General features: G+C 69.9%; 24 protein-coding genes. 18 read left to right on the forward strand and 6 right to left on the reverse strand.

The window, feature by feature from the left end; all coding sequences use genetic code 11:
• Nucleotide 1: 1 nt before the first annotated feature.
• Nucleotides 2-982, reverse strand: a complete 981-nt coding sequence (locus tag ABLE88_RS13975; protein ID WP_348832300.1) for an NADPH:quinone oxidoreductase family protein — start codon at nucleotides 980-982, stop codon at nucleotides 2-4.
• Nucleotides 983-1,340: 358 nt separating this feature from the next.
• Here ABLE88_RS13975 and ABLE88_RS13980 point away from each other — a divergent pair, with 358 nt between their 5' ends.
• Nucleotides 1,341-1,862 carry an invasion associated locus B family protein gene (locus tag ABLE88_RS13980; RefSeq protein ID WP_348832301.1) on the forward strand — a complete coding sequence of 174 codons (522 nt, stop codon included), beginning with the start codon at nucleotides 1,341-1,343 and terminating at the stop codon, nucleotides 1,860-1,862.
• A gap of 50 nt (nucleotides 1,863-1,912) precedes the next feature.
• On the opposite strand, the gene ribA is transcribed toward ABLE88_RS13980, so the two are convergent.
• Nucleotides 1,913-3,025 carry a GTP cyclohydrolase II RibA gene (gene ribA, locus ABLE88_RS13985; RefSeq protein ID WP_348832302.1) on the reverse strand — a complete coding sequence of 371 codons (1,113 nt, stop codon included), beginning with the start codon at nucleotides 3,023-3,025 and terminating at the stop codon, nucleotides 1,913-1,915.
• Nucleotides 3,026-3,188: 163 nt separating this feature from the next.
• Between ribA and ABLE88_RS13990 the strand changes: the two genes are divergently transcribed.
• From ABLE88_RS13990 to ptsN, 4 genes are all read left to right on the forward strand, one after another.
• On the forward strand, nucleotides 3,189-3,947 hold the full coding sequence (locus tag ABLE88_RS13990; RefSeq protein WP_348832303.1) for a RibD family protein: 759 nt from the start codon (nucleotides 3,189-3,191) through the stop codon (nucleotides 3,945-3,947).
• Nucleotides 3,892-4,455, forward strand: coding sequence for a cytochrome b (locus ABLE88_RS13995; RefSeq protein WP_348832304.1), 564 nt, complete (start codon nucleotides 3,892-3,894; stop codon nucleotides 4,453-4,455). The genes ABLE88_RS13990 and ABLE88_RS13995 overlap by 56 nt, the downstream gene beginning before the upstream one ends.
• A gap of 148 nt (nucleotides 4,456-4,603) precedes the next feature.
• Entirely contained in the window at nucleotides 4,604-5,203 is a 600-nt protein-coding gene (gene hpf, locus ABLE88_RS14000) for a ribosome hibernation-promoting factor, HPF/YfiA family (protein WP_348832305.1), read from the forward strand.
• Nucleotides 5,204-5,503: 300 nt separating this feature from the next.
• Nucleotides 5,504-5,968 carry a PTS IIA-like nitrogen regulatory protein PtsN gene (gene ptsN, locus ABLE88_RS14005; RefSeq protein ID WP_348832306.1) on the forward strand — a complete coding sequence of 155 codons (465 nt, stop codon included), beginning with the start codon at nucleotides 5,504-5,506 and terminating at the stop codon, nucleotides 5,966-5,968.
• A gap of 55 nt (nucleotides 5,969-6,023) precedes the next feature.
• Here the strand turns inward: ptsN and ABLE88_RS14010 are convergent, their stop codons facing one another.
• Nucleotides 6,024-6,293, reverse strand: a complete 270-nt coding sequence (locus ABLE88_RS14010; protein ID WP_348832307.1) for a BQ00720 family protein — start codon at nucleotides 6,291-6,293, stop codon at nucleotides 6,024-6,026.
• Nucleotides 6,294-6,336: 43 nt separating this feature from the next.
• Nucleotides 6,337-6,762, reverse strand: coding sequence for an Hsp20 family protein (locus ABLE88_RS14015; RefSeq protein WP_348832308.1), 426 nt, complete (start codon nucleotides 6,760-6,762; stop codon nucleotides 6,337-6,339).
• A 393-nt stretch (nucleotides 6,763-7,155) separates the two neighbouring features.
• Here ABLE88_RS14015 and ABLE88_RS14020 point away from each other — a divergent pair, with 393 nt between their 5' ends.
• On the forward strand, nucleotides 7,156-9,525 hold the full coding sequence (locus tag ABLE88_RS14020; RefSeq protein ID WP_348832309.1) for a mechanosensitive ion channel family protein: 2,370 nt from the start codon (nucleotides 7,156-7,158) through the stop codon (nucleotides 9,523-9,525).
• Nucleotides 9,526-9,672: 147 nt separating this feature from the next.
• Entirely contained in the window at nucleotides 9,673-10,311 is a 639-nt protein-coding gene (locus ABLE88_RS14025; protein WP_348832310.1) for a helix-turn-helix domain-containing protein, read from the forward strand.
• A 7-nt stretch (nucleotides 10,312-10,318) separates the two neighbouring features.
• Here the strand turns inward: ABLE88_RS14025 and ABLE88_RS14030 are convergent, their stop codons facing one another.
• Nucleotides 10,319-11,629 (reverse strand): NAD(P)/FAD-dependent oxidoreductase, encoded by a 1,311-nt coding sequence (locus tag ABLE88_RS14030; protein WP_348832311.1) that lies wholly within the window; start codon nucleotides 11,627-11,629, stop codon nucleotides 10,319-10,321.
• A 262-nt stretch (nucleotides 11,630-11,891) separates the two neighbouring features.
• On the opposite strand from ABLE88_RS14030, the gene ABLE88_RS14035 reads away from it, so the two are divergent.
• From ABLE88_RS14035 to ABLE88_RS14075, 9 genes are all read left to right on the forward strand, one after another.
• Entirely contained in the window at nucleotides 11,892-12,617 is a 726-nt protein-coding gene (locus ABLE88_RS14035; protein WP_348832312.1) for a Crp/Fnr family transcriptional regulator, read from the forward strand.
• Between the two features lie 285 nt (nucleotides 12,618-12,902).
• A complete protein-coding gene (locus ABLE88_RS14040) occupies nucleotides 12,903-14,153 on the forward strand; it encodes an ABC transporter substrate-binding protein (RefSeq protein WP_348832313.1) in 1,251 nt (416 codons plus the stop codon).
• Between the two features lie 33 nt (nucleotides 14,154-14,186).
• Nucleotides 14,187-15,038, forward strand: coding sequence for an ABC transporter permease (locus ABLE88_RS14045; RefSeq protein ID WP_348832314.1), 852 nt, complete (start codon nucleotides 14,187-14,189; stop codon nucleotides 15,036-15,038).
• Nucleotides 15,035-15,859: an ABC transporter ATP-binding protein gene (locus ABLE88_RS14050; protein ID WP_348832315.1), complete on the forward strand. Its 825-nt coding sequence runs from the start codon at nucleotides 15,035-15,037 to the stop codon at nucleotides 15,857-15,859. Before ABLE88_RS14045 ends, ABLE88_RS14050 begins: the two co-directional genes overlap by 4 nt.
• Nucleotides 15,856-16,701 carry an ABC transporter permease gene (locus ABLE88_RS14055; protein WP_348832316.1) on the forward strand — a complete coding sequence of 282 codons (846 nt, stop codon included), beginning with the start codon at nucleotides 15,856-15,858 and terminating at the stop codon, nucleotides 16,699-16,701. Before ABLE88_RS14050 ends, ABLE88_RS14055 begins: the two co-directional genes overlap by 4 nt.
• The gene (locus ABLE88_RS14060) at nucleotides 16,701-17,582 is read left to right on the forward strand and encodes an ABC transporter ATP-binding protein (RefSeq protein WP_348832317.1); all 882 of its coding nucleotides are present in this window, start codon (nucleotides 16,701-16,703) and stop codon (nucleotides 17,580-17,582) included. Before ABLE88_RS14055 ends, ABLE88_RS14060 begins: the two co-directional genes overlap by 1 nt.
• A gap of 48 nt (nucleotides 17,583-17,630) precedes the next feature.
• On the forward strand, nucleotides 17,631-17,825 hold the full coding sequence (locus tag ABLE88_RS14065) for a hypothetical protein (RefSeq protein ID WP_348832318.1): 195 nt from the start codon (nucleotides 17,631-17,633) through the stop codon (nucleotides 17,823-17,825).
• 99 nt (nucleotides 17,826-17,924) lie between these two features.
• A complete protein-coding gene (locus ABLE88_RS14070) occupies nucleotides 17,925-18,893 on the forward strand; it encodes a formylglycine-generating enzyme family protein (protein ID WP_348832319.1) in 969 nt (322 codons plus the stop codon).
• Nucleotides 18,894-18,922: 29 nt separating this feature from the next.
• Nucleotides 18,923-20,290 (forward strand): arylsulfatase, encoded by a 1,368-nt coding sequence (locus tag ABLE88_RS14075; RefSeq protein ID WP_348832320.1) that lies wholly within the window; start codon nucleotides 18,923-18,925, stop codon nucleotides 20,288-20,290.
• Nucleotides 20,291-20,330: 40 nt separating this feature from the next.
• Here the strand turns inward: ABLE88_RS14075 and ABLE88_RS14080 are convergent, their stop codons facing one another.
• Nucleotides 20,331-20,621, reverse strand: coding sequence for an ArsR/SmtB family transcription factor (locus ABLE88_RS14080; protein WP_348832321.1), 291 nt, complete (start codon nucleotides 20,619-20,621; stop codon nucleotides 20,331-20,333).
• Nucleotides 20,622-20,743: 122 nt separating this feature from the next.
• Here ABLE88_RS14080 and ABLE88_RS14085 point away from each other — a divergent pair, with 122 nt between their 5' ends.
• Both ABLE88_RS14085 and ABLE88_RS14090 read left to right on the forward strand, forming a co-directional pair.
• Nucleotides 20,744-20,947 (forward strand): YgaP family membrane protein, encoded by a 204-nt coding sequence (locus ABLE88_RS14085; protein WP_348832322.1) that lies wholly within the window; start codon nucleotides 20,744-20,746, stop codon nucleotides 20,945-20,947.
• 27 nt (nucleotides 20,948-20,974) lie between these two features.
• Complete coding sequence (locus ABLE88_RS14090) at nucleotides 20,975-22,009, forward strand: efflux RND transporter periplasmic adaptor subunit (protein ID WP_348832323.1); 1,035 nt, start codon at nucleotides 20,975-20,977, stop codon at nucleotides 22,007-22,009.
• Nucleotides 22,010-22,012 lie beyond the last annotated feature (3 nt).

The raw sequence follows: 22,012 nt of genomic DNA on the forward strand, positions 1-22,012 counted from the left end.
CTCAGCGCCCGGTGGTCAGCACCACCTTGCCCTTCACGCGGCGGCCGGCGATCTCGCTCAGGGCCGCCGCGCACTGGGCGAGCGGGAAGGTGGCGTCCACATGGGCCGAGATGCGGCCCTGCCGCCCGTACGCCATGAGTTCGGCGATGGCGTCGCGCAACCAGATGGGCGCGCCCCGCGCCTTGGCCCCGAAATCGACGCCGCGCGCGTCGCAATTCTTCAGCAGCAGCAGGTTGAGCGGAATCTTCGGGATCTGGCCGGAGGCGAAGCCGATCACCAGGAAGCGCCCGAGCGGGCCGAGCGCCCGCAGCGCCTGCTCGGCGAGCTCGCCGCCCACCGGGTCGTAGACCACGTCGATGCCGGCGCCCCCGGCGAACGCCTTCAGGCCCCCCTTGAGGTCCTGCGTGGTGTAATCGAGGCCTGCTTCGGCGCCGTGCGCGCGGGCGAACGCGATCTTGTCGGGCGAGGAGGCGCAGGCGATGGTGCGGGCGCCGAAGATGGCGCCGATCTCCACCGCCGCGAGCCCCACCCCGCCCGAAGCGCCGAGCACCGCCAGGGTCTCGCCGGCCTTCAGCTCGCCCCGGTCGCGCAGCGCGTAGAGCGCGGTGCCGTAGGTGACCGGGAGCCCGGCGGCCTTCACGAGGTCGAAGTCGGACGGCACCCGCGCGAGCCGCTCCGCCGCCACCACCAGCTTCTCCCGCGCCGCGCCGAAGGAGACGTAGCCGCACACCCGGTCGCCGATGGCGAAGCCGTCGGTCTCGTCGCCGAGCGCGCTCACATGGCCGGAAAACTCCGCCCCCGGCGAAAACGGAAGCGGCGGCTTCAGCTGGTAGAGGTCCTTGATCGCCAGCGTGTCGAAGAAATTCAGCCCAACTGCCGCAACGTCAACGACAACCTCGCCCACTCCCGGCACGGGATCTGGCAGATCCGCCATCTCGAGGCTCTCCGGCGAACCGAAGCGGGTGCACAATACGGCTCTCATTGTTCCTCCCGGCCGCGCCAGGCGGCCCTTGCGGTGTGCGCGAAACCGGGTGTTAACCCTCGTGGCGGGATCTCCTGGGGGCGCCAAGGCGCCCCTGGCGGCCCTCGTGAGCCGTCGCGGCGGCCGGATGTCCTGTTCCCATTTCCTAGGAAAACAAAAAAATACGCGAAATACCAGTGCCTTAATCGTCAACCTACAATATCGTGTGCAGGTTCGGCATTGAGCCGGAGCGACGGCATGGTCTAAACAGGCCCGCAGCGTCCAGGTCATTTTTTTGACCGTGTCCGTCGCTAGGGGGGCACGCAGACGCTAAAGCTTTCATCCATACCGATCCCGGCATCAGCGAAAAGGAGAAGCCATGGCCCCTCGTCGTATCCATCCGACGCTCCTCGGCGTTTTCCTCGCCAGCCTCGCCATCACGCCGAGCATGGCGCAAGGCCAGCCCCAATCCAAGTCGGTCGCCCAGTACGGCGACTGGGTGGTCTATGCGTCCACCGGCGGCCCCAAGGTCTGCTACGCGATCACCCAGCCGAAGGCCCGCCTGCCCGAGGGCCTCAACCGCGACCCCGCCTTCCTGTTCGTCTCCACCCGTCCGAGCCAGAACGTGAAGGAGGAGGTGAGCATCACCGTCGGCTTCCCGCTCAAGGAGAAGAGCACCGTCACGGTCACCGTCGGCACCACCAAGTTCGAGCTCTACACCCAGGACCAGGGCGCCTGGGTGCGCAACGCGGCGGACGAGGCCAAGCTCGTCGACGCGATGCGCAAGGGGCGCGACGTCACGGTGGTCAGCACCTCCTCGCGCGGCAACGAGACCACCGACAAATATTCGCTCAGCGGCGTCTCCCAGGCGCTCGACCGGGTGGCGCAGGAATGCAAGTGACTTTGGTGCGGTGACCGCGCCACGGTGAAGGGCCGGCGGGCGGCGCGGGCTCAGTCGGGCGCGCGCGCGGCGAGCTGCTCGAAGTCGATGGCATGGCCCGCGCGGTCGCGCTTGGAGGCGAGATAGCGCACGTTCTCCAGCGTCGGCCGGCCGAGCACGCGCTGCTCCGCCACCACGTCGAGGCCGGCCGCCTTCAGCGCCGCCACCTTCAGCGGATTGTTGGTGTGCAGGCGCACGGTCGAGACGCCGAGCTGGCGCAACATCTCGGCGGCGAACTCGAAGCGCCTTTGGTCGAGGCCGAAGCCCAGCGCGGCGTCGGCGTCATAGGTGTCGAAGCCCTGGGACTGCAGGTCGTAGGCCCGCATCTTGTTGGCGATGCCGTTGCCGCGCCCCTCCTGGTCGAGATAGAGCAGGATGCCGCCGTCCTCGGCCGCCATGCGGACGACGGTGTCGCGCAGCTGGTCGCCGCAATCGCACTTGAGCGAGCCGAACAGGTCGCCGGTGAGGCACGCCGAGTGCAGGCGCACCGCCACGGGGCGCGCCGGATCGGGGCGCCCGACCACCACCGCCACCTGGTCGCGCAGGCCTTCGCCGCCGCGGAACACCACGAACTCGCAGTCCTGCGCCCCTTCGAGCGGCACCTTGGCGCGCCCGACCACGCGCAGGCTCGCCGCCTGGGCCCTGCGGAACTGCACCACGTCGTCGGCCCGGACCGCCACCGCGCAGGGCACCGCCGCGCGGAGCACCGGGAGCACCACCGCCGCCGGCAGCACCAGGGCCAGCGCCAGCAGCTCCAGCGCCGCGAGATCGGCCGGCCCCGCGCAGGAGACCGGCGCGTCGAGCCGCGCGTCGAGGCCGAGGGCGAGCATCTCCACCCGCGCGGCATCGAACGCCGGCAAAGCGAGCGACCCGTCCGCGGCGCGCGGCGCGCCGAGCCGCACCAGCCGGGGCGCCGGCAGCACCAGCCGCGCGGGACCGGACGCTTCGAGGAAGGCGAACGCGTCCGCCGCCTCGGCGTCGAACGCCTCCGCGCCGAGCACCAGCGCGTCCTCGTCCTGCGATTGCAGCAACACCGGCCGGCCGGAGCGCAGTTCGCCGAGCGCGCGCTCGACAAAGGCGGTGGTCGATGAAAGGCCAATGCCGAGACGGTCGGCAGAAGACATTCGGCTACCTCATCCTCTCGCGGGACCGCGGCAATGCTGTGCCGCGAGCCACAAGATGCATCATCTCCCGCGCGCGCCGACAATCTGATGTCGCGGCTCAGGCGTAACCTTTTGCACGGAGATGCGTTCCCGATGGCGTACTCTCTACGGCAGGCCGGCACCCATGGATGACTTTCAACCGAAACTGGCGACCCCCGAGGCCCATCACAATGGCGATGGGCCGATCGTGATGGGCCAACTCGGTCAGTCGCTCGACGGACGGATCGCGACCGTCCACGGCGAATCCAAATACATCAACGGCGCGTCCGCCCTCGACCGGCTGCATGCGCTGCGCGCCAGCGTCGACGCGGTCGTGGTGGGGGTCGGGACCGTGGTGGCCGACGACCCGCTGCTGACGGTGCGCCGGGTGAGCGGCACGAACCCGGCCCGGGTGGTGCTCGACCCGACCGGACGCGCCGACCCCGGCGCGCGCTGCTTCGCGCCGGACGGCGCGCGCCGCGTGTCGGTGCGCAGCGCGGGCGTGACGGCGCCGGTGGCGCCGGGGGTCGAGACGGTGCATCTCGACGGCGCCCGCGCCTTCGCGCCGGCGCGCGTGATCGCGGCCTTGCGCGCGCTGGGCTTCGCCCGCATCCTGGTGGAAGGCGGGGCGCGTACCCTCTCCGCCTTCATCGAGGCCGGTTGCCTGGATGTGGTTCACGTTTTCGTGTCGCCCGTCATCATCGGCTCGGGCCGCAGCGGGCTTGAGCTCGCCCCCATCGCGCGCCTGTCCGGCGCGCTACGGCCGGACACCCGCATCGAGCTCCTGCCCGACGGGGACGTTTGGTTCGAGTGCCAATTGCGCCCGCCCCCCTCGGAGTTGGAAAGCCATGGCGAACGAGACCCTTCGGCCCGCCCGTCCCCGCGTCTACGCGCCGCCGGCTAGGTGGATCCACTGGATCGTCGCGGTCCTGGTGCTGGTGATCATCCCGGCGGGCCTGGTGATGGTGCGCCTCGGCCCGGGAGCGCTCCAGGACCAGCTGTTCGCCTACCACGAATCGATCGGCATCGTGATCTTCGCGCTCGCCGTCGTCCGGGTGGCGACGCGCGCCCTCAATCCGGTGCCCGGCCGGCCGGCCCACATGCCGGTATGGATGTGGGGCCTGGCCGAGCTGGTGCACTATTCGCTCTACGCGCTCATCATCGTCATGCCGATCCTCGGCTTTCTCACCGCCACCACGTTCGGGGCCCCGGTGTCGGTGTTCGGCCTGTTCACCATGCCGACGCTCATCGGCAAGGACGAGGCCCTGTCCGAGATGCTCGGCGCCTGGCACGGGTGGGGTGGCTACCTCATGGCGGCGCTGGTGGCACTGCACATCGGCGCCGGGCTCTATCACGGCGTCGTCAAGCAGGACGGCGTGCTCTCGCGCATGCTGCCGTTCCTCTCGCGCTGACGGCCGATCGCCGCCGATGCACCGCACCATCGCGCCGACGCTGGTTTATTGACACGTCGGCAAAGCACTCCTACCACTTGTATGGCCGGCCGGTTTTGAGAAGCAGAGCAGGCGCCTTCGGGCACCCGTTCAAAGGGGATCAAATCGCATGGCCCTTAGAGTGTCGGGAAAGAACATCGATGTCGGGGAAGCGCTCCGGCAACGCCTGACGGATCGGCTCTCCGAAGTTGTCGCGAAATATTTCGACGGTGGCTGGTCCGGCCACGTCACGGTCGCGCGCGAAGGCTCGGGCTATCGCTCCGAGTGCATGCTTCATCTCGATTCGGGCGTGAACCTGCAGGCCCATGGCAGCGAGCAGGAGGCCAACGCCTCCGCCGACGCGGCGGTGGAGAAGATCGAGAAGCGCCTGCGCCGCTACCGGCAGCGCGTCAAGGATCGCCACGGCCACGGCGGCACCGGCATCGCCGGCACGGGCGGTGACGGGACGAACCCTTCCGAGGCGGCCCAGAGCTACATTCTCGCCCCGGTTCCGGAGAACGAGACGGAAGAGGCGCTCGATGGCTGGAGCCCCACGGTGGTGGCCGAGCAGGTGACGCGGCTGCGCTCGCTGTCGGTCGCCGACGCGGTGCTGGAGCTCGACATCACGGGCGCGCCGGTGGTGGTGTTCCGCCATGCGAGCCACGGCCGGGTGAGCGTCGTCTATCGCCGCCCCGACGGACATGTGGGCTGGATCGATCCGGCCGCCTGAGAGTTTTGGGTGTCCGCGGCGCCGCAAGGGGCGCCGCGGACGCCGGAGGTCGGGCGTCGCCGCGATGCGGCGCCTTGCGGGGGCTGGTGGATCAGACGGGTCCGGCGCAGGGGCCGGCCGTCGCTTTGTCCGGGCCCGAGACGATGAGAGCGCCGGATCGGGCGTCCCTCGGGGAGATGGCAACGCCCGTCCCCAGGGGCTTCCGGACGGCTTCCGCCAGCCATTGACCATCGGCCCGGCTTGGGACTAGCGTCCGCCGCCTTTCCGAGCCAGACCGCGCACGCCGCAGGGACCCGATCCATGCCCCTCGCCGATCTCATCGCTCCCGACGCGGTCTTTCCCATGCTGCGGGCGAGCAGCAAGAAGCAGGCGCTCCAGGAGCTGGCGCAGCAGGCGGGCACGATGATCGAGCGCGATCCGCGCGAGATCTTCGAGACCCTGCTCCAGCGCGAGCGCCTCGGCTCGACCGGAGTGGGCAATGGCATCGCCATCCCCCACGGCAAGCTCGCCAAGCTCGACAAGCTGGTGGGGCTGTTCGCGCGGCTCGAGAAGCCGATCGATTTCGAATCGCTGGACGGTCAGCCGGTGGATCTCGTGTTCCTGCTGCTGGCGCCGGAGGCGGCGGGCGCGGACCATCTGAAGGCCCTGGCGCGCGTGGCGCGCATGTTGCGCGACCCCGACATCGTGGAAAAGCTCCGCGCCACCCGCGACCCGAAGGTCATCCACGCTTTGCTGACCGCCACGCCCGCCTCGGACGCCGCCTGAACGGGCGCGCGCGGCGGCCCGCTCCCGGGCCGCCGGCAGGGCCGGCGGGTCCTTGTCAGTGAACGCTCACCGTCTCCAGTTCGTTCTGCATCGCATTGGCGAGCGCCGCCTCCCGGCTGTCCGTGAGGAGGATCGGCGTGCCGTCCGCCGCATGGAGCGTGAACAGCGTCATGCCCGGCGCGATCTGGGGCGCCTGCGGGAACATGGTCGCCACGTCCTCGGAGCGGATGGTGCGCACATAAGCGATATGCCCGCCGCCGAGCCCGGCCAGGGCCTCGGGGGTGATGGTGTCGGGCGTCAGCGTGTCGGTCTTGTCGTTCGTCATGGCTCTACTCCTCACTCTCGGCAACGCTCACGCCGCCCGTGCGTCACGCACGAGAGACGATGTCGATGCGCTTTGCCCGCCGCTCCGGCTCCGGGCGGACCAGGTCCACCGAGAGCAGGCCGTTGCGCAGCTCCGCGCCGACCACGTTCATGCCCTCCGCCAAGACGAAGGCGCGCTGGAACTGACGGGCCGCGATTCCCCTGTGGAGGAAGATGCGGTCCTGAGCCTCCTCGGCCTGACGGCCGCGGATGGTCAATTCCTTCTCGTCGAGGGTGATCTCGAGCTGGTCCGCCGTGAATCCCGCCACCGCCAGCGTGATGCGCAGGCGCGGCGCTTGCCCCGCCGATTCGACCCTCTCCACATTGTAGGGAGGATAGCCCTCGGCGCTCTTGGTCACGCGGTCGAGCAACCGCTCGACCTCGTCGAACCCGAGCAAAAAGGGGCTCGACAGCGAAGACATGCGCGACATCGATCAAAGCCCTCGTCAAGCGACTTTGCATTGCCCGGACCAGCGCCTATCCGGCCACCAGCCCGCCGGGACCCGTCGCGGCATCCCGGCTCTCGGCATATGGGAGCCCACGCGCGCGGCCGCAAGATCGGCCCGTGCAGGCGAGGGATCCGGATGCGCCGTTCGCGACTTACCCTCCTGAGCTCGCGCCTGTCGGGGTGCGCACGCCGGCCGGTGGGCGACGCGGGCGCGTGATCGCGTCCGGGAGCGTCGATCGGCCGCCGAAATCGGCGGACCGCGGACGCGGGTGGACGGCACCGCGCGGGGATGCAAGGCGTGCCCGACCCCGTCGCGGCGCCTGGCGCGCCGCTCCCTGTGCGACACACACCGCCACGGCCAGCCGGGAGACCCCCCATGATGCAATTCGGCCGCCTCGCGGCATGCCTGCTTTTCATTGCCCTTGCGCCCATGGCGGCGGCCCAGACCGGAACCACGGCGCCGTCCTTCGCCGCCCCCGCTGCCACGCCTCCTGCCGCCGCGCCCGGCGCCTCGGACAGCGCCGCGCCCGCGACGACGCTCCCCGAGACGCTGCGCGCCGATATCCGTGACCTTGTGGCGACGCTGAAGGACGATGCCGCCCGCGCGGCGTTCGTGGCGCGGCTCAGCGCGCTGGTGGCGGCCGATCGCGCCGCGCCGGAAGCCCCGGTGCGTGACGACTGGCTGGCTGGCGCCACCAGCGCGCTCGGCGCGTTCTCCGGCTCGGTCCTCGGGCTGGCCGCCGACGTGGAGAAGGTTCCCGGCCAGCTGGGCCGCCTGTTCTCCAGCCTTTCCGACCCGTTCGTGATCGAGCGCATCGCCTGGGCCGTGGGCGTGGTGGCGGCTGTGCTGGTCGCGGCTCTGCTCGCCGAATGGGCGGTGAAGGGCCTGCTCGCCGGAGCGCGGCGCGCGGTGGAGGCGCGGGGCGGCGGATCGTTCGCGAGCCGCCTCCTGCTGCTGTGCGTGCGCACAGTGCTCGACACGCTGCCCATCGTCGCCTTCGCCGCCGCGGCCTTCGGCGTGCTGGCGGTGGTGGACCTGAACTTCCTGGTGCGGCTCGCGGTGGTCACGGTGGTGAACGCCAACGTGCTGGCGCGGGCCATCATCGCCGCGGGCCGGGCAGTCCTCGCCCCGGACGCCGCGCGCCTGCGGCTCCTGCCGCTGGACGACGAGAGCGCGGCCTATGGCTTCCTCTGGGTGCGCCGATTCACCCACGCCGCCATCTACGGCTACTTCCTGCTGCGCACGGCCTGGATTCTGGGCCTGTCCTTCGCGGCCTACAGCCTGCTGGGCGACCTCCTCGCCTTGATCGTGGCGGGCATGGCGGTGGTGTTCATCCTGCAGATCCGGGCGTCGGTCGCGCGGCGGCTGCGCGCCCTCGCCGCGCCGAGCGACGGCGTGGCGCGCCTGCGCAACCAGGTGGCGGACTTCTGGCACCTGCTCGCCATCGCCTATGTCACCGCGGCCTATGTGGTGTGGGTGACCGATTTCGAAGGCGGCTTCGCCTTCCTCGCCCGGGCGACGCTGCTTTCGGTGCTGGCGCTGGCGGCGGCCCGCCTCATCCTGTTCGCGCTGCACCGCGTGTTCGGCACGGTGTTCCGGCTCGCCCCGGAGATCAAGCAGAAATACCCGCTGCTGGAGCTGCGGGCGAACCGCTACCTGCCCGCGCTGCGCCAGGCGGGCAATGCCGTCGTCGCGGCCTTCACGATCATCGCGCTGCTCGAGATCTGGGGCGCGCAGCCGTTCGCGTGGTTCGCCTCCACCGGCGGGCAGGCGCTGCTGAGCCGCGGCATCTCGATCCTCATCGTGCTGGTGGCGGCGTTCGCCACCTGGGAGCTCGGCGCCGCCTTCGCCGAGCGCATGAGCGCGCGCAATCCCGCCTCCACCCGGCTAAAGACGCTGGTGCCGTTCATGATGAACGGCCTCAGGGTGATCATCATCACCATCGCCGGGCTGATCGTGCTGTCCGAGTTCGGGGTGAACATCGCCCCGCTGCTGGCCGGCGCCGGCGTGCTCGGCCTCGCCATCGGCTTCGGCGCGCAGACCCTGGTGAAGGATGTCATCACCGGCATCTTCATCCTCATGGAGGACACGCTGTCGGTGGGCGACGTGGTGGAGGTCGGCGCCCATGCGGGCCTGGTGGAGAAGATCACCATCCGCACCGTCCACCTGCGCGACTTCGACGGCAACGTGCATTCGCTGCCGTTCGGCGAGGTGCAGACCATCAAGAACATGTCCAAGCATTTCGCCTATGCGGTGGTGGACGTCTCCGTCGCCTACCGCGAGAACGTGGACGAGGCGCTCGCCGTGATGGCGGAGGTGGCGCGCGACATGGCCGAGAACGGCCCGCTCGCCGACACCATCATCGGCCCGTTCGAGGTGGTGGGCGTGGAGGGCCTGAAGGAATCCTCGGTGTGGCTGCGCGGCCGCTTCAAGACCCGCCCGCTGGGGCAGTGGAACGTGAAGCGCGAGTTCTACCGGCGCATCAAGGCGGCGTTCGACGCCCAAGGCATCCAAATGCCCTATCCGCACCAGACGGTCTATTTCGGCGAGGACAAGAAGGGCGCGGCGCCGCCGCTTCGCATCGTCCGCGGCGAGGTCGCCCAGGCCCCGGCCCGCGCCCGCGCCCGCAAGGCGGAGGCCGCCGCCGCGGCGGCGACGCCCGGCCCGCTCATCGAGGAGCATCCCGGCGCCCGCGAGCGGGCGGAGGACGAAAGCGAGCAGCTGCTGCCGGCGGTGGAGAAATAGCGGGCCGCGCGGGACCGTGGCGATCGCCCGGGGCGAAATCCGGCCTCCTCGACACGTCGGCACGCCTGTCGCCGGCCGCAGCGCGGTGGTTCCATAAGGCCCGATCGCGCTCTAAGCTGCCGGCGAGCCACGGACCGGAAGGGGGACATGGTGACCAGGCGCGCCAAGAGCCCCACTTCGGCCGTCGGCGAGGACGAAGGCAGCGCCGAGACCGCGCTGCAGCCGATCCACCGCCGCGCCGGCGCCGCGATCCGCCGCCACCGGCTGGAGCGGGGCCTGACGCTGGCCGAGCTCGCCGCGGCGAGCGGCATGTCCATCGCCATGCTGAGCCGGATCGAGAACGGCCAGTCGGCGGCGAGCCTCGAGGTGCTGGAGCGCCTCGCCGCGGTGCTGGGCATCGGCCTCTCGGCCCTGTTCCAGGCGATCGAGGACACCTCGGGACGCGCGCAGCTGATCAAGGCCGGGGACCAGATGGAAGTGGTGCGCACCGGCACCCGCCACGGCCACACCTACCGCCTGCTCGCCTACCAGAAGGGGCCGCGCAAGGCGTTCGAGCCGTTCCTGATCGAGATGGACCAGCAGAGCGGCGCCTATCCGCGCTTCCAGCATCCCGGCACGGAGCTGATCTACATGCTGAGCGGGCGCATGGAATACCGTTTCGGCGAGCGCGTGTTCCTGCTGGAGCCGGGCGACAGCTTCACCTTCTCGGGCGCGGTGGTGCACGGGCCGCAGACCCTGCTGGACCCGCAGATCCGCTTCCTCTCCATCATCATCTACGCGGAGTGAGCCGGGGTCAGAAATTGCCCCGGTCGCGCAGGCGATACCAGGCCTCCACCAGCGGCACGCCCACAGGCGCGAGCGCGCGCAAGGGATGGGCGGGGAAGGGCAGGTCGTCGAAGGCGCTGCGGCCTTCCGGCCGCCCCAGCATGCGCCAGGCGATCTTGCGTCCGAAATGGGTGGCCCGGGACACCCCGGTGCCGCAATAGCCGAGCGCGTGGAACACGCCGTCTTGGTCGGCGCCCAGATGGGGAAAATTGTCGTTCGTGTAGCCGATGGCGCCGCTGAAGACGTGGGTCACCGGCACGGCGGCGAGGTCGGGAAAGACCGACAGCAGCGCGCGCGCCAGATGGGCATGAGCGGACGGCGCGCTCTGGGGCCGCACATGGGCGGCGCGCCCACCGAAGACGATGCGGCTGCCGCGCGGCGCCGGGCGGAAATAGAAGAACACGCGGTTGGAATTGCCATAGACGCGCCGGCGCGGCATGGCGCGATCCATGAGGTCGGCCGGCACCGCGCCGGTGGCGATCTGCGCCGAGACGATCGGCACGATGCGCCGGCGCAGATACGCACCGACGCCGCAGGTGTAGCCGTTGGTGGCCACCAGCACCTCGCGCGCCGCCACCGCGTGGCCGTCGAAGCGCACCACGTGGCCGGCGCCGGGCGCCGCCGTTTCGATGCCGCGTACCCGCGCCTGCCCTTCCACCCGCACGCCGGCGTCGAGCGCACGCGCGAGCAGGCCCTGATGGTAGCGGCCCGGATCGAGGCTGGCGTCGCCCGGCAGCAGCGCGCCGCCGCAGAACAGGTCCGAGCCGATCTCGCGGTGCTGGTCCGCCTTCGGCACCATTTCGAAGCCGACGCCGGCGAGCCGGCCGAGGTCTTCCATGTCGCGCGCCATGGCCTCGTAGTGCGCCGGCCGCATGGCGCCGCGGAAGCGGCCGCAGCGGACGAAGTCGCAGTCGATCCCCTCCTCGGCGATCAGGCGCTCGATGCCGTCCAGCATCTCCACGCCCTCGCGCAGCAGCGCCACGGCCTTGCGCTCGCCCATCCTGGCGACCAGGGCCGCCACGCGGAACTTCTGGTTGCCGCTGCCCACCTGGCCGCCATTGCGGGTGCTGGCGCCGAAGCCCGGCGGGCCGGCATCCACCACCAGGACCTGGCGTCCGGCGTGGGCGAGGACCAGGGCCGCCGACAGGCCGGTGAACCCCGCGCCCACCACCAGCACCTGCGTGCGGGTGGGCAGCCGGGCGGCAAGCGGAAGGGGGAGCGCGGCGTCGCGCAGCGGGGCGGCATCCCACCAGAAGGAATGGCGCGCGGGGATGGCCACCTCACCGCGCCCGCGCGCGAGATCCCCAAGGCTCGGGCCGCTCGCTCCGCCGGTCATCGCACCCCTGCCCCTTCGCCCGCCATTCCGGAAATCTGATACAAATAGTTTGCAGCATATGCAAATATTGCCCGGCACTTGGGCGGCCGCCCCTCGCATGGGCTGAACCGGTGGCTGCCGCGCGGGCGGCACGAAGATTGCTTTCCAAGATAGCTTGCTACGCGTGTTTTCGGCAGTGGCGGCACACCTTCCGAGGTGGACGACAATGAGAGCGCATCCCTCAGGCTTGGCCGACGAGTTCGTCTATTTCGATCAATTGCGCGGCGATCCGCTGGAGCTCGGCATCTTCGAGCGCCTGTCGGCGGAGGAGCGGCAGGCGCTGCGCGCCGCCGGCCGGCCGCTATGGCTCAATCCCGGCCACATCCTATTCAAGCAGGGCACGCGCCACGGCGGCATCTTCATCATCGAGAGCGGGCGGGTACGCACCTTCTACACCTCCGAGCGCGGCCGCGAGTTGACCATCGCCCACTGGACGCCCAACACCTTCGTCGGCGGGCCGGAGCTGTTCGGCCGCGGCAAGCACTGCTGGTCGGGCCAGGCGACCGAGCATTCCCAGGTGCTCTATCTGAGCGGCGACCAATTGTGCGAGCTGATGCCGCGCATGCCCATGTTCACCATGGCGCTGCTGGACGGGCTGGTCATCAAGGGCCGCTGCATGTCCAACCTGCTGCAGATGCTGGGCACCCAGAGCGCCGCCGCGCGGCTCGCCAAGGCGATCCTGGAGCTGGCGGAATTCTACGGCGTGCCGGCCGAGGACGGCGTGCACCTCGACATGCCCTACACGCACGGCGAGCTGGCGGCCATGATCGGCGTGACGCGCCAGTGGGTGACCATGACCCTGTCCAGGTTCCGCGACGAGGACCTGGTGCGCGGCGAGGGCCGGAAGCTGGTGATCCGCGACTGGGATGCGCTCAAGGCGCTCAATCACTAGAGGCATGCCGCCCGGCGGGGGGCCGCCATCGCGTCGCGGCGCTCAGGTAAACCAGGCGGTATTTTCGATAACATTACTTGCCGATGGCTCTTCAAATCTTTCCCGGCGCGCGCCCATCCGGGATCGATTCTGATCGACTTGAGAGCGGCCCGCCTAAATTCGCGTCATTTTTTGGCGCCGAGGGCAATTCCTTGACTCCAGGGATTGCGAGCGAAACGGGCCGACTCCTATTCTCAGATAAATTTGTTTCCTCACAGCAAACTTTGCCCGCCTTGGAGAGTCCAGATGGCCGACCACGAGACGCTCATTCCCGCTCAGCGCCAGGCGATGCCGCAGCTGGATCTCTCCCGCCGCCAGTTCATGGTGCGCTCGGCCGCCACCCTCGCCGGCGCCGCCGTCTCGTCCTACGGTTTCGCCTGGGGCGACCTCGCCTACGGCCAGCAGATTTCCGGGGCGCCGGTGGAGTTCAACGTCGCCATCCGGCCCGACTGGACCCAGGGCTGGTTCGGCATGATCAACCAGGAGAAGGGCTTCTGGAAGAAGTACCTGCCGGCGGGCTCCAACGTCACCTTCTCGCACCCGATCCAGGGCGGCATCGTCACCAGCGAGCTGATCGCCAACAAGAGCGTGATCGGACATAACGGCGACGCCCCGGGCCTGATCGCCACCTTCCAGCGCGAGCGCGTAGACATCCGCGCGGTCGGCATCATCGGCTCCTCGCCGTCCGGCTATGCCACCTTCCAGGTCCTGGTGCGCAAGGACGCGCCGGAGTTCGCCTCGTCCAAGGAGGCGCTCAAGTGGATGGACGGCAAGAAGGTGGCGACCCCGAAGGGCTCGGCCTCCGACCGCTTCTTCCAGGACGTGCTCAAGCGCGACGGCGTCAAGCCGGCCGAATACCTCAACCTCGCCATCGGCGTCATCACCACCAGCCTCAGGAACGGCACCATCGACGGCGCGTGCACCTGGGACCCGCAGGGCGCGGCGGTGAGCACCATCGCCGGCGAGGGCGTCGCCCGCGTGGTGGCCACCGGCTATCCGTGGAACGAGCGCGATTTCGGCACCATGATTGCCCGCAAGGACTTCATGGACGCCAAGCCCGAGATCATGAAGGCGTGGCTGAAGTCCGAGATCGAGGCCCAGCTGTGGTATTGCGACCCGCGCAACCACGACGAGGTGATCGCCATCGCCCAGAAGTACGTGAAGGGCCTGTCGCGCCAGGCGCTGTGGTTCTCGCTCGCCGGCCTGATTCCCGAGCCCTATTACGGCGGCCCGATCCGCGACGAGAAGCTGTTCGTCTGGAACGACGATATCCGCGCGGTGCAGGCCAAGGTGGTCGAATATCTCGCCGCCAACAAGGTGATCCCCTCCTCGACCCTGCTGCCCGGGGCGGTCGATGACAGCCTCGCCCGCGAGGCCATGAAGGAGATGGGCGTGTCCTCGCCGCTGGTCACGCTGAAGGCGGTGCCGCTCGACAAGGGCTTCCCGCTGCTCGGCAACAAGGACCGCATCGAGGACTACGTGGCCCTGTTCAGCTGAGCCGGAACGACGCGCGCGAGAAAGGCCAAGCTCATGGCAGCTCCCATCCCCATGTCGGGCCCGCCGGGCAAGGCCGGCGGCAGGCCCGCCGCCGGCTGGCTTCCGTTCCTCCAGGCGATGCTCGGCATCAGCCTGTTCTTCCTGTCCTGGTTCCTGCTGGTGGACGTGTTCGCGATCTGGCGCTTCGCGCAATTGCCCCGGCTCTCGGTGAGCCTGCGCGAGATGTTCAGCCCCAACCCCACGTTCGGCGTCTCGGTGTTCACGCAGGAATATTACGACCACCTGAAGGCGAGCGCCGGGCGCGTGATCTTCGCCTTTGTGCTCTCGGTCTCCGCGGGTGTCGTCATCGGCATCCTGTCGGGCTGGAACCGCTGGTTCCGCGCCGTGTGCCAGCCGCTGCTGGAGCTCGCGCGGCCGATCCCGGTGCTGGCCTGGATCCCGCTCGTGATCCTGGTGATGCCGAGCCGCGAGAGCTCGGTGATCGCGCTCACCTTCCTCGCCGCCTTCTTCATCACCGTGCTCAACACCATGCTGGGGGTGCGCTCCATCGACGAGGTGTATTTCCGCGCCGCGCAGTCGCTGGGCTTCTCGCGCTGGGCGGTGCTGCGGCACGTGGTGATCCCCGGCGCGCTGCCCTTCATCTTCGTCGGGCTGCAGATCGCCATGGCCGCCTGCTGGTTCTCGCTGGTGGCGTCGGAGATCGTCTCCGGCACCGCCGGGCTCGGATACAAGGTGTGGGAGGCCTATTACTACGTGCAGTTCGAGACCATGGTTATCATGATCCTGACCCTCGGCGTGTGCGGCTACATCTCCAGCGCCATCATCCGCCGGCTCGGCGCCTACCTCATGCGCTGGCGCGGCAAGACGCTCGGGAGCGTGGCATGAGCCGGGGCGCGCTCTCCTTCCGCGCGGTGCGCAAGGTCTATGATCCCGAGCGCAAGGCGGTGCTGGCGCTCGACGGCATCGACCTCGACATCGCCCCCGGCGAGTTCTGCGCCATCGTCGGTCCCTCCGGCTGCGGCAAGACCACCTTGCTCAATGCCGTGGCCGGCTTCGAGACCGTCACGGCCGGCACCATCCAGCTCGACGGGCGCACCCTCGCCACCCCGGGGGAGAGCGCGGCGCCGGGCGAGGACCGCATCGTCGTGTTCCAGCACGGCGCTTTGTTCCCCTGGCGCAGCGTGATGTGGAACATCACCTGCGGGCCGGTGATGCAGGGCCGCATGAGCGCGCGCGAGGCGAACGAGCACGGCATGCGCCTGCTCGCGCGGGTCGGCCTCAAGGGCTGCGAGGACAAGTATCCCAACGATCTGTCCGGCGGCCAGAAGCGGCGCGTGGAGATCGTGCGCGCGCTCGTCAACGATCCCTCCGTGCTGCTGCTCGACGAGCCGTTCCGGGCGCTGGACGCGCTCACCAAGAGCGTGATGCAGGAATACCTTCTGGAGCTGCTGGTGCAGTTCCCGAAGACCGTGTTCTTCATCACCCACGATCTGGAGGAGGCGATCTTCCTCGGCGACAAGGTGGTGGTGTTCACCTCGCGGCCCGGCCGCATCAAGGAGGTGGTCACCGTCGACATCCCCAAGCCGCGCAGCCACGAGGTGCTCACCTCGGCGCGCTTCCTCGAACTGAAGGCCGCGCTGTCGCAGGTGGTGCACACCGAGGCGCGGCGCGCCTTCGAGGCGGGCGAGAAGGAGATGGCCCGGTGAAATCGCTCGCATCCACCGCCGCCGCGCCACCTGCGAACGCCGTCGAAAGGGGAACCCCGTTGGCCTCCGGGATCAAGACGCATCTCAACCGGCATTTCGACCTGGTGGTGGGGGCCATCACCCTCATCGCCTTCTTTCTCGCCTGGCAGTTCGCGCGCCCGCTCGGCATTCCGGGTCTGTCCGCCGTCGAGCCGCCCACCAGGGTGGTCGCCGCCTCCTGGGATCTGCTGTCGTCGGCCACCTTCTGGACCGCCTGCTACAAGAGCGCGCTGCGCATCCTTGCCGGCTTCGCCTTGGCGCAGATCATCGGCGTGCCCATCGGCCTGATGATGGCCACCAACCGCATGGCGTTCCACACCCTGTTTCCCATCACCGAGATCCTGCGGCCGATCCCGCCGGTGGCCTGGATCCCGGTCGCCATCATCTTCTGGCCGACGCGGGAGATGAGCACGGTGTTCATCGTCTTCCTCGGCGCGTTCTGGATCGTGCTGCTCAACACCATCGGCGGCGCCTCGACCATCGAGGAGTCCTACAAGCGCGCCGCGCTCTCGCTCGGCTCCAGCCGCTGGCACCTGTTCCGCTACATCGTTCTGCCGGCGACCATGCCCTCCATCGTCACCGGCATGGTGGTGGGCATGGGCATCAGCTGGGAGATGGTGGTGGCGGCGGAGATGATCGCCTCTGACACCGGCCTCGGCTACCTTTTGTGGCAGTCGTTCGAGATCAATGCGGGCGCGCAGGTGATCGTCTGCATGCTCGCCATCGGCATCGCCGGCTTCGTGTCGAGCGCCCTCATCAGCCGGGTCGGCCGGCTGCTCACGCCCTGGCAGGGGAGGCGCTGATGGAGGCCCGCACCTGCGCTCCCGCGCGTACGCCCGGCGCCGGCTCCGGCGAGATCGCGGTCAGCCATGCCAGCGTCGGCATGTACGACCGCGACGGCAAGCCGCTGCGCCTGGTGGAGGACTGCTCGTTCCGCGCCGAGCGCGGGCTCTTCACGGTGCTGATCGGCCCTTCCGGCTGCGGCAAGACCACGCTCATGAACCTGATCGCCGGCTATATCGGCGCCGATCGGGGCGCGGTGAAGCTCGACGGCGTCGACGTGAAGGGACCGGGCTGGGACCGCCTCATGGTGTTCCAGGAGACCGCGCTGTTCCCCTGGATGACGACGCTGGAGAACGTCGCCTACGGCCCCATGGTGCGCGGCATCAAGACCATGCCGCAGATCCGCGCCGAGGCGGGCGCGCTGCTCGAGCGGTTCGGCCTCGGCGAGTTCAAGAACCGCTATCCGCGCGAACTGTCGGGCGGCATGCAGCGGCGCGGCGAGCTCGCCCGCGCCCTCATCAACGATCCCCTGGTGCTGCTCATGGACGAGCCGTTCCGCGGCCTCGACGCCATGACGCGCCAGCTGATGCAGGAATATCTCACCCACCTGTTCGAGGAGACGCGCACCACCACCATCTTCGTCACCTCGGAGATCGACGAGGCGATCTTCCTCGCCGACCGGCTGGTGGTGCTCTCGCGCGCCCCCGCCAGGGTGGCGGCGGTGATCGAGGTGGACCTGCCGCGCCCGCGCCGGTTCGAGCAGCTCTCCTCCGCCCGCTACGCCGCGCTGAAGGAGGAGGCGCTGAACCTGCTCTATGCCGAGGCGGCCGCCGCGTTCGCGGAGACCGGGGCCGGGGCCGACATCAAGGAGGCGTTCGAGAAGCGCCATGCCGCCGACTGACCGGCGCGGCGCCGGGCGCCGCAGACCCCCCGCAGCCCGGAGGCCGCCATGGACACGGTGATGATCCTCAAGGCGGCGGCCATCGGCTTCGCGCTCCTGGGCGGCGGCTGGTCGCTCCTCGCCGCGCGCGTGCCGCTGATCGAGGGGCCGGACCCCGACCGCCGCCGCCGGCGCCATTACCTTTTCGCCTATGGCGCCAGCAGCGTCAGCGTCGCGCTGCTCGCCGCCATGGCGTTCGTCTAGCCCGCGCCGCAAGGCGCCTCCGCCGGAACCGGACTTCGCCGACGGCGCCGCGCGCGCCGCAGGGACCGCTTTGCCTTGAGGACAGGAACGGGGATCGCCATGGGTTTCACACGCGCGCTCGGCTTCTTCCGCGCCCCGGCGCAGGCGCAGGCGCCTGCGGGCATGGTGCGCGTGCCTGGCGGCGCCTTCACCATGGGCTCCAACCGCTTCTACCCGGAAGAGCGGCCGGCGCATCCGGCGCATGTGGACGGCTTCCTCATGGACCGCGCGCCGGTGACCAATGCGCAGTTCTCAGCCTTCGTCGCCGCCACCGGATACGTCACTTTGGCCGAGCGCGTGCCCGATCCGGCGCGCTATCCCGGCGTCCCGGCGGACCGCCTCGTGCCCGGCAGCCTGGTGTTCGCGCCGCGCGCCGACGGCCTCCACCGCGGGCCGGCCGACTGGTGGCGCTATGTTCCCGGCGCCTCCTGGCGCCATCCGCAAGGCCCGGGCAGCGACCTTGTCGGGCGCGAGGATCACCCCGTGGTGCACGTCGCCTACGCCGACGCCGCGGCCTATGCGGCCTGGGCCGGCAAGCGCCTGCCGAGCGAGGCCGAATGGGAGTTCGCGGCGCGCGGCGGCCTGAAGGCGGCCGAATATGCCTGGGGCACGGAGCTCTCTCCAAGTGGGCGGCGCATGGCCCACATCTGGCCCGGCGGACCGTTTCCGCGCCACGCCGGCGAAATCCCGCCCGGCACGGCGGCGGTGGGGCTCTATCCCGCCAACGGCTTCGGCCTGCTCGACATGATCGGCAACGTCTGGGAGTGGACCAGCGACTGGTACGGCACGCGCCACCTGGCGCCCGAGGCCGCCGGCGAGGCCGGCGGAAAGCCGGCCTGCTGCATGGCGCGCGCGGCGAGCCTCGACCCGGCGCAGCCGGACCTGCCGATCCCGCGCAAGGTGCTGAAGGGCGGCTCCTTCTTGTGCGCGCCCGACTTCTGCCAGCGCTACCGGCCGGCGGCGCGCCAGCCGCAGATGATCGACAGCGCCTCCTGCCACATCGGCTTCCGCTGCGTGTCCGACGCCTGAGTTTCCAACCCCGCCCAAGGACAAGACCAATGAAACCCAACGTCGTCTTCATCCTCACCGACAATCTCGGCTACGGCGAGCTCGGCTGCTACGGCGGGGGCGCGCTGCGCGGGGCGCCGACGCCGCGCGCCGACGGTCTCGCCGCCGAGGGCATGCGCTTCACCAATTTCAACGTCGAGGCGCAGTGCACGCCGAGCCGCTCCGCGATCATGACCGGGCGCTACGCCATCCGCTCCGGCACGCTGACGGTGCCGATCGGCAACCCGGCGGTGGGCGACATCGAGGTGCAGGGCCTGAACCCCTACGAGGTGACCATCGCCCGGCTGCTGTCGGAGATCGGCTATGCCACCGGGCATTTCGGCAAGTGGCATCTGGGCAGCGTCGACGGGCGGCTGCCCAACGACCACGGCTTCGACGAGTGGTACGGCATCCCGCGCACCACCGACGAAGTGTTCTGGCCCGACAATCCGCACTTCCGCGAGGCCGGCATCGAGCCGCAATACATCATGGAGGGCGTGAAGGGAGAGAAGAGCCGGCGGCTCAAGCCCTACGACCTCGAGGAGCGCGCCTTCATGGACGCCGAGATCACCCGGCGCACCATCGACTTCATGGAGCGCGCGGCGGCGGCGAAAAAGCCCTTCTACGCCTATGTGCCGCTGACCCAGGTGCACCTGCCGACGCTGCCGCACCCCGACTTCAAAGGCACCACCGGCAATGGCGACTTCGCCGATAGCCTGGCCGAGACCGACCATCGGCTCGGCCAGATCCTCGACACCCTGGACCGGCTCGGCATCGCCGACGACACCATCGTCGTGTTCACCTCCGACAACGGTCCGGACCCCACCTGGCCCTGGCAGGGCTCGTCCGGGCCGTGGCGCGGCTATTATTTCACGCACATGGAGGGGTCGCTGCGGGTGCCCTGCATCATCCGCTGGCCGGGCCGCATCCCGGCGGGCGTGGTGACCAACGAGATGGTGCACCAGATCGACACCTTCACCACGCTCGCCGCCTTGTGCGGGGCGAAGATCCCGCACGACCGGCCGATCGACGGCATGGATCTGAGCGACCTCGTCCTGGGCAAGAGCGAGAAGTCGCCGCGCGACGTGGTGTTCGCCTTCGTGGCCGAGCGGCTGGAGGCGGTGAAGTGGCGCAACTGGAAGCTCGCTTTCTATGAGGAGACGCGCGACTGGTTCGCCTCGCCGCAGAAGCTCACCATGCCGAAGGTGTTCAATCTCGTCGCCGATCCGAAGGAGGAATATCCCGAGGAGAGCCTGCGCAACACCTGGGTGATGTCGGTGTGCCTGAAGGCCATCTCCGCCTTCCAGGACAGCCTCAAGACGCATCCGCCGGTGCCGGAGGGTCTCAAGGGGCGCTACCAGCCGCCGCCCGCGGACTGAGCCGCGCGCGCCGCCCGGACGCGCCGGCCGGCGCAGGGCCCTAAGCCTCCGTCTTGCGGCAGAAGGCGCCGTGCAGCGCCGCCACCACGTCGAGCACCTCGGGCCGGGCGATGCGATAGAACACGCTCGTGCCCTCGCGCCGCGCCGCCACCAGCCCGTCGGCCCGCAGGCGCATCAATTGCTGCGACATGGGAACCTGCTCGATCCCCAATTCCTCGCGCAGCTGCGCCACCGATTTCTCCTCCGCGCCGAGGGCGCAGAGCACCAGCAGGCGCTGAGGGTGCGACAGCGCCCGCATCAGCTCGGCGGCCTGCTCCGAGGCGGGGATCAATTCCGAGACATTCATTGTCTTGAATTTATATTCTTTGAATGTTATCTGCAAGCCCATGCCACCGCGCGCCCGCAGCTCCGCGGACGACGCGCGATGGCGCGGCAGGTTTCAAGGAGATCATAATGTCGGTTGATCGCGCGGTCATGCTGTTTGCCGGGTTCATGGTTCTCGTGTCCCTGGCCCTCGGCCTCTATGTCTCCCCACTCTGGTTCTGGCTCACCGCTTTCGTCGGCGCTAATCTCATGCAGGCGTCCGTCACCGGTTTCTGCCCGGCCGCCATCATCTTCAAGAGGCTCGGCCTTAAGACCGGCTGCGCCTTCAACTGACCGCAAGCGCCTGAGCGCCGGATCCCCATGGCCATTCCCGCTGTCCTGCGCCGGCTCGCGCCGGTGCTCCGCCGCCTCGCCCTCGCCGGGCTCCTGCCCGTCGCGGCAGTCCCGGCGCTTGCTGCCGAATTCCTGGTGCGCCCGCTGGAGGTGCCCGAGCTGAAGGCGGTGTTCGCCGAGGTGGAGAGCCGCACCGTGGTGCCCGCCCGCGCGCGCATCGGCGGCACGGTGCGCGAGGTGAAGGTCTCGGAGGGTTCGCAGGTGAAGGAGGGCGACGAGATCGCCCTGGTGGTGGACGACAAGCTCGCGCTCTCGCTCAATGCCGCCAACGCCAAGATCCAGGAGCTGAAATCCCAGCTCACCAACGCGGCGACCGAGCTCGACCGCGCCCAGCAGCTGCTCGCGCGCGGCGTCGCCAGCCAGAGCCGCGTCGACACCGCCAGGACCCAGTATGACGTGGCCGCCAACCAGGTGACCGCCGCCGAGGCCGACCGCGCCGTGGTGGTGCAGCGGGCGCGCGAGGGCGCGGTGCTCGCCCCCGCCGACGGGCGCGTGCTCACCGTTCCCGTCACCCCCGGCAGCGTGGTGCTGGCGGGCGACGAGATCGCCCGCATCGCCTCGGGCCAGTATTATCTGCGCCTGTCTTTGCCCGAGCGCCACGCCGCCGACATCAAGGAGGGCGGCACGGTGCGCATCGGCGGGCGCGGGCTGTCGCCCGAGAAGGCGGGCGGCATTGCCAGCGCCCGCTTGGGCCGCATCGTCAAGGTCTATCCCGAGATCACCGCCGGCCGCGTGATGGCGGATGTCGACGTGGAAGGCCTCGGCGACTATTTCGTCAACGAGCGCACGCTGGTGTGGATCGAGATCGGCCGCCGCTCCGTGCTCGCCGTTCCGCCCGCGGCGGTGACGACGCGCCACGGCATCGACCTCGTGCGCGTCGCCACCGACGGCGCAACGCTTGCCGTGCCCGTGGTGCTGGGCGAGCGCGTCGACCAGGACGGCGCGCCCCGCATCGTCGTGCTCACCGGCCTCAAGGACGGCGACCGGGTGCTGACGCCATGACCC

Origin of the sequence: Xanthobacter luteus (assembly GCF_040049235.1) — a bacterium.
Lineage (GTDB): Bacteria > Pseudomonadota > Alphaproteobacteria > Rhizobiales > Xanthobacteraceae > Xanthobacter.

What these genes read in the sequence shown, in the direction of transcription:
- ABLE88_RS14060 (WP_348832317.1), top strand. Translation starts at nt 16,701, where the DNA reads ATGGAGGCCCGCACCTGCGCTCCCGCGCGTACGCCCGGCGCCGGCTCC.
- ABLE88_RS14010 (WP_348832307.1), bottom strand. Translation starts at nt 6,293, where the DNA reads ATGACGAACGACAAGACCGACACGCTGACGCCCGACACCATCACCCCC.
- ABLE88_RS14035 (WP_348832312.1), top strand. Translation starts at nt 11,892, where the DNA reads ATGAGAGCGCATCCCTCAGGCTTGGCCGACGAGTTCGTCTATTTCGAT.
- ABLE88_RS14075 (WP_348832320.1), top strand. Translation starts at nt 18,923, where the DNA reads ATGAAACCCAACGTCGTCTTCATCCTCACCGACAATCTCGGCTACGGC.
- ABLE88_RS14090 (WP_348832323.1), top strand. Translation starts at nt 20,975, where the DNA reads ATGGCCATTCCCGCTGTCCTGCGCCGGCTCGCGCCGGTGCTCCGCCGC.
- ABLE88_RS14015 (WP_348832308.1), bottom strand. Translation starts at nt 6,762, where the DNA reads ATGTCGCGCATGTCTTCGCTGTCGAGCCCCTTTTTGCTCGGGTTCGAC.
- ABLE88_RS14085 (WP_348832322.1), top strand. Translation starts at nt 20,744, where the DNA reads ATGTCGGTTGATCGCGCGGTCATGCTGTTTGCCGGGTTCATGGTTCTC.
- ABLE88_RS14065 (WP_348832318.1), top strand. Translation starts at nt 17,631, where the DNA reads ATGGACACGGTGATGATCCTCAAGGCGGCGGCCATCGGCTTCGCGCTC.
- ABLE88_RS14045 (WP_348832314.1), top strand. Translation starts at nt 14,187, where the DNA reads ATGGCAGCTCCCATCCCCATGTCGGGCCCGCCGGGCAAGGCCGGCGGC.
- hpf (WP_348832305.1), top strand. Translation starts at nt 4,604, where the DNA reads ATGGCCCTTAGAGTGTCGGGAAAGAACATCGATGTCGGGGAAGCGCTC.
- ABLE88_RS13995 (WP_348832304.1), top strand. Translation starts at nt 3,892, where the DNA reads ATGGCGAACGAGACCCTTCGGCCCGCCCGTCCCCGCGTCTACGCGCCG.
- ABLE88_RS14040 (WP_348832313.1), top strand. Translation starts at nt 12,903, where the DNA reads ATGGCCGACCACGAGACGCTCATTCCCGCTCAGCGCCAGGCGATGCCG.
- ribA (WP_348832302.1), bottom strand. Translation starts at nt 3,025, where the DNA reads ATGTCTTCTGCCGACCGTCTCGGCATTGGCCTTTCATCGACCACCGCC.
- ABLE88_RS13975 (WP_348832300.1), bottom strand. Translation starts at nt 982, where the DNA reads ATGAGAGCCGTATTGTGCACCCGCTTCGGTTCGCCGGAGAGCCTCGAG.
- ABLE88_RS13980 (WP_348832301.1), top strand. Translation starts at nt 1,341, where the DNA reads ATGGCCCCTCGTCGTATCCATCCGACGCTCCTCGGCGTTTTCCTCGCC.
- ABLE88_RS13990 (WP_348832303.1), top strand. Translation starts at nt 3,189, where the DNA reads ATGGATGACTTTCAACCGAAACTGGCGACCCCCGAGGCCCATCACAAT.
- ABLE88_RS14025 (WP_348832310.1), top strand. Translation starts at nt 9,673, where the DNA reads ATGGTGACCAGGCGCGCCAAGAGCCCCACTTCGGCCGTCGGCGAGGAC.
- ABLE88_RS14070 (WP_348832319.1), top strand. Translation starts at nt 17,925, where the DNA reads ATGGGTTTCACACGCGCGCTCGGCTTCTTCCGCGCCCCGGCGCAGGCG.
- ABLE88_RS14050 (WP_348832315.1), top strand. Translation starts at nt 15,035, where the DNA reads ATGAGCCGGGGCGCGCTCTCCTTCCGCGCGGTGCGCAAGGTCTATGAT.
- ptsN (WP_348832306.1), top strand. Translation starts at nt 5,504, where the DNA reads ATGCCCCTCGCCGATCTCATCGCTCCCGACGCGGTCTTTCCCATGCTG.
- ABLE88_RS14020 (WP_348832309.1), top strand. Translation starts at nt 7,156, where the DNA reads ATGATGCAATTCGGCCGCCTCGCGGCATGCCTGCTTTTCATTGCCCTT.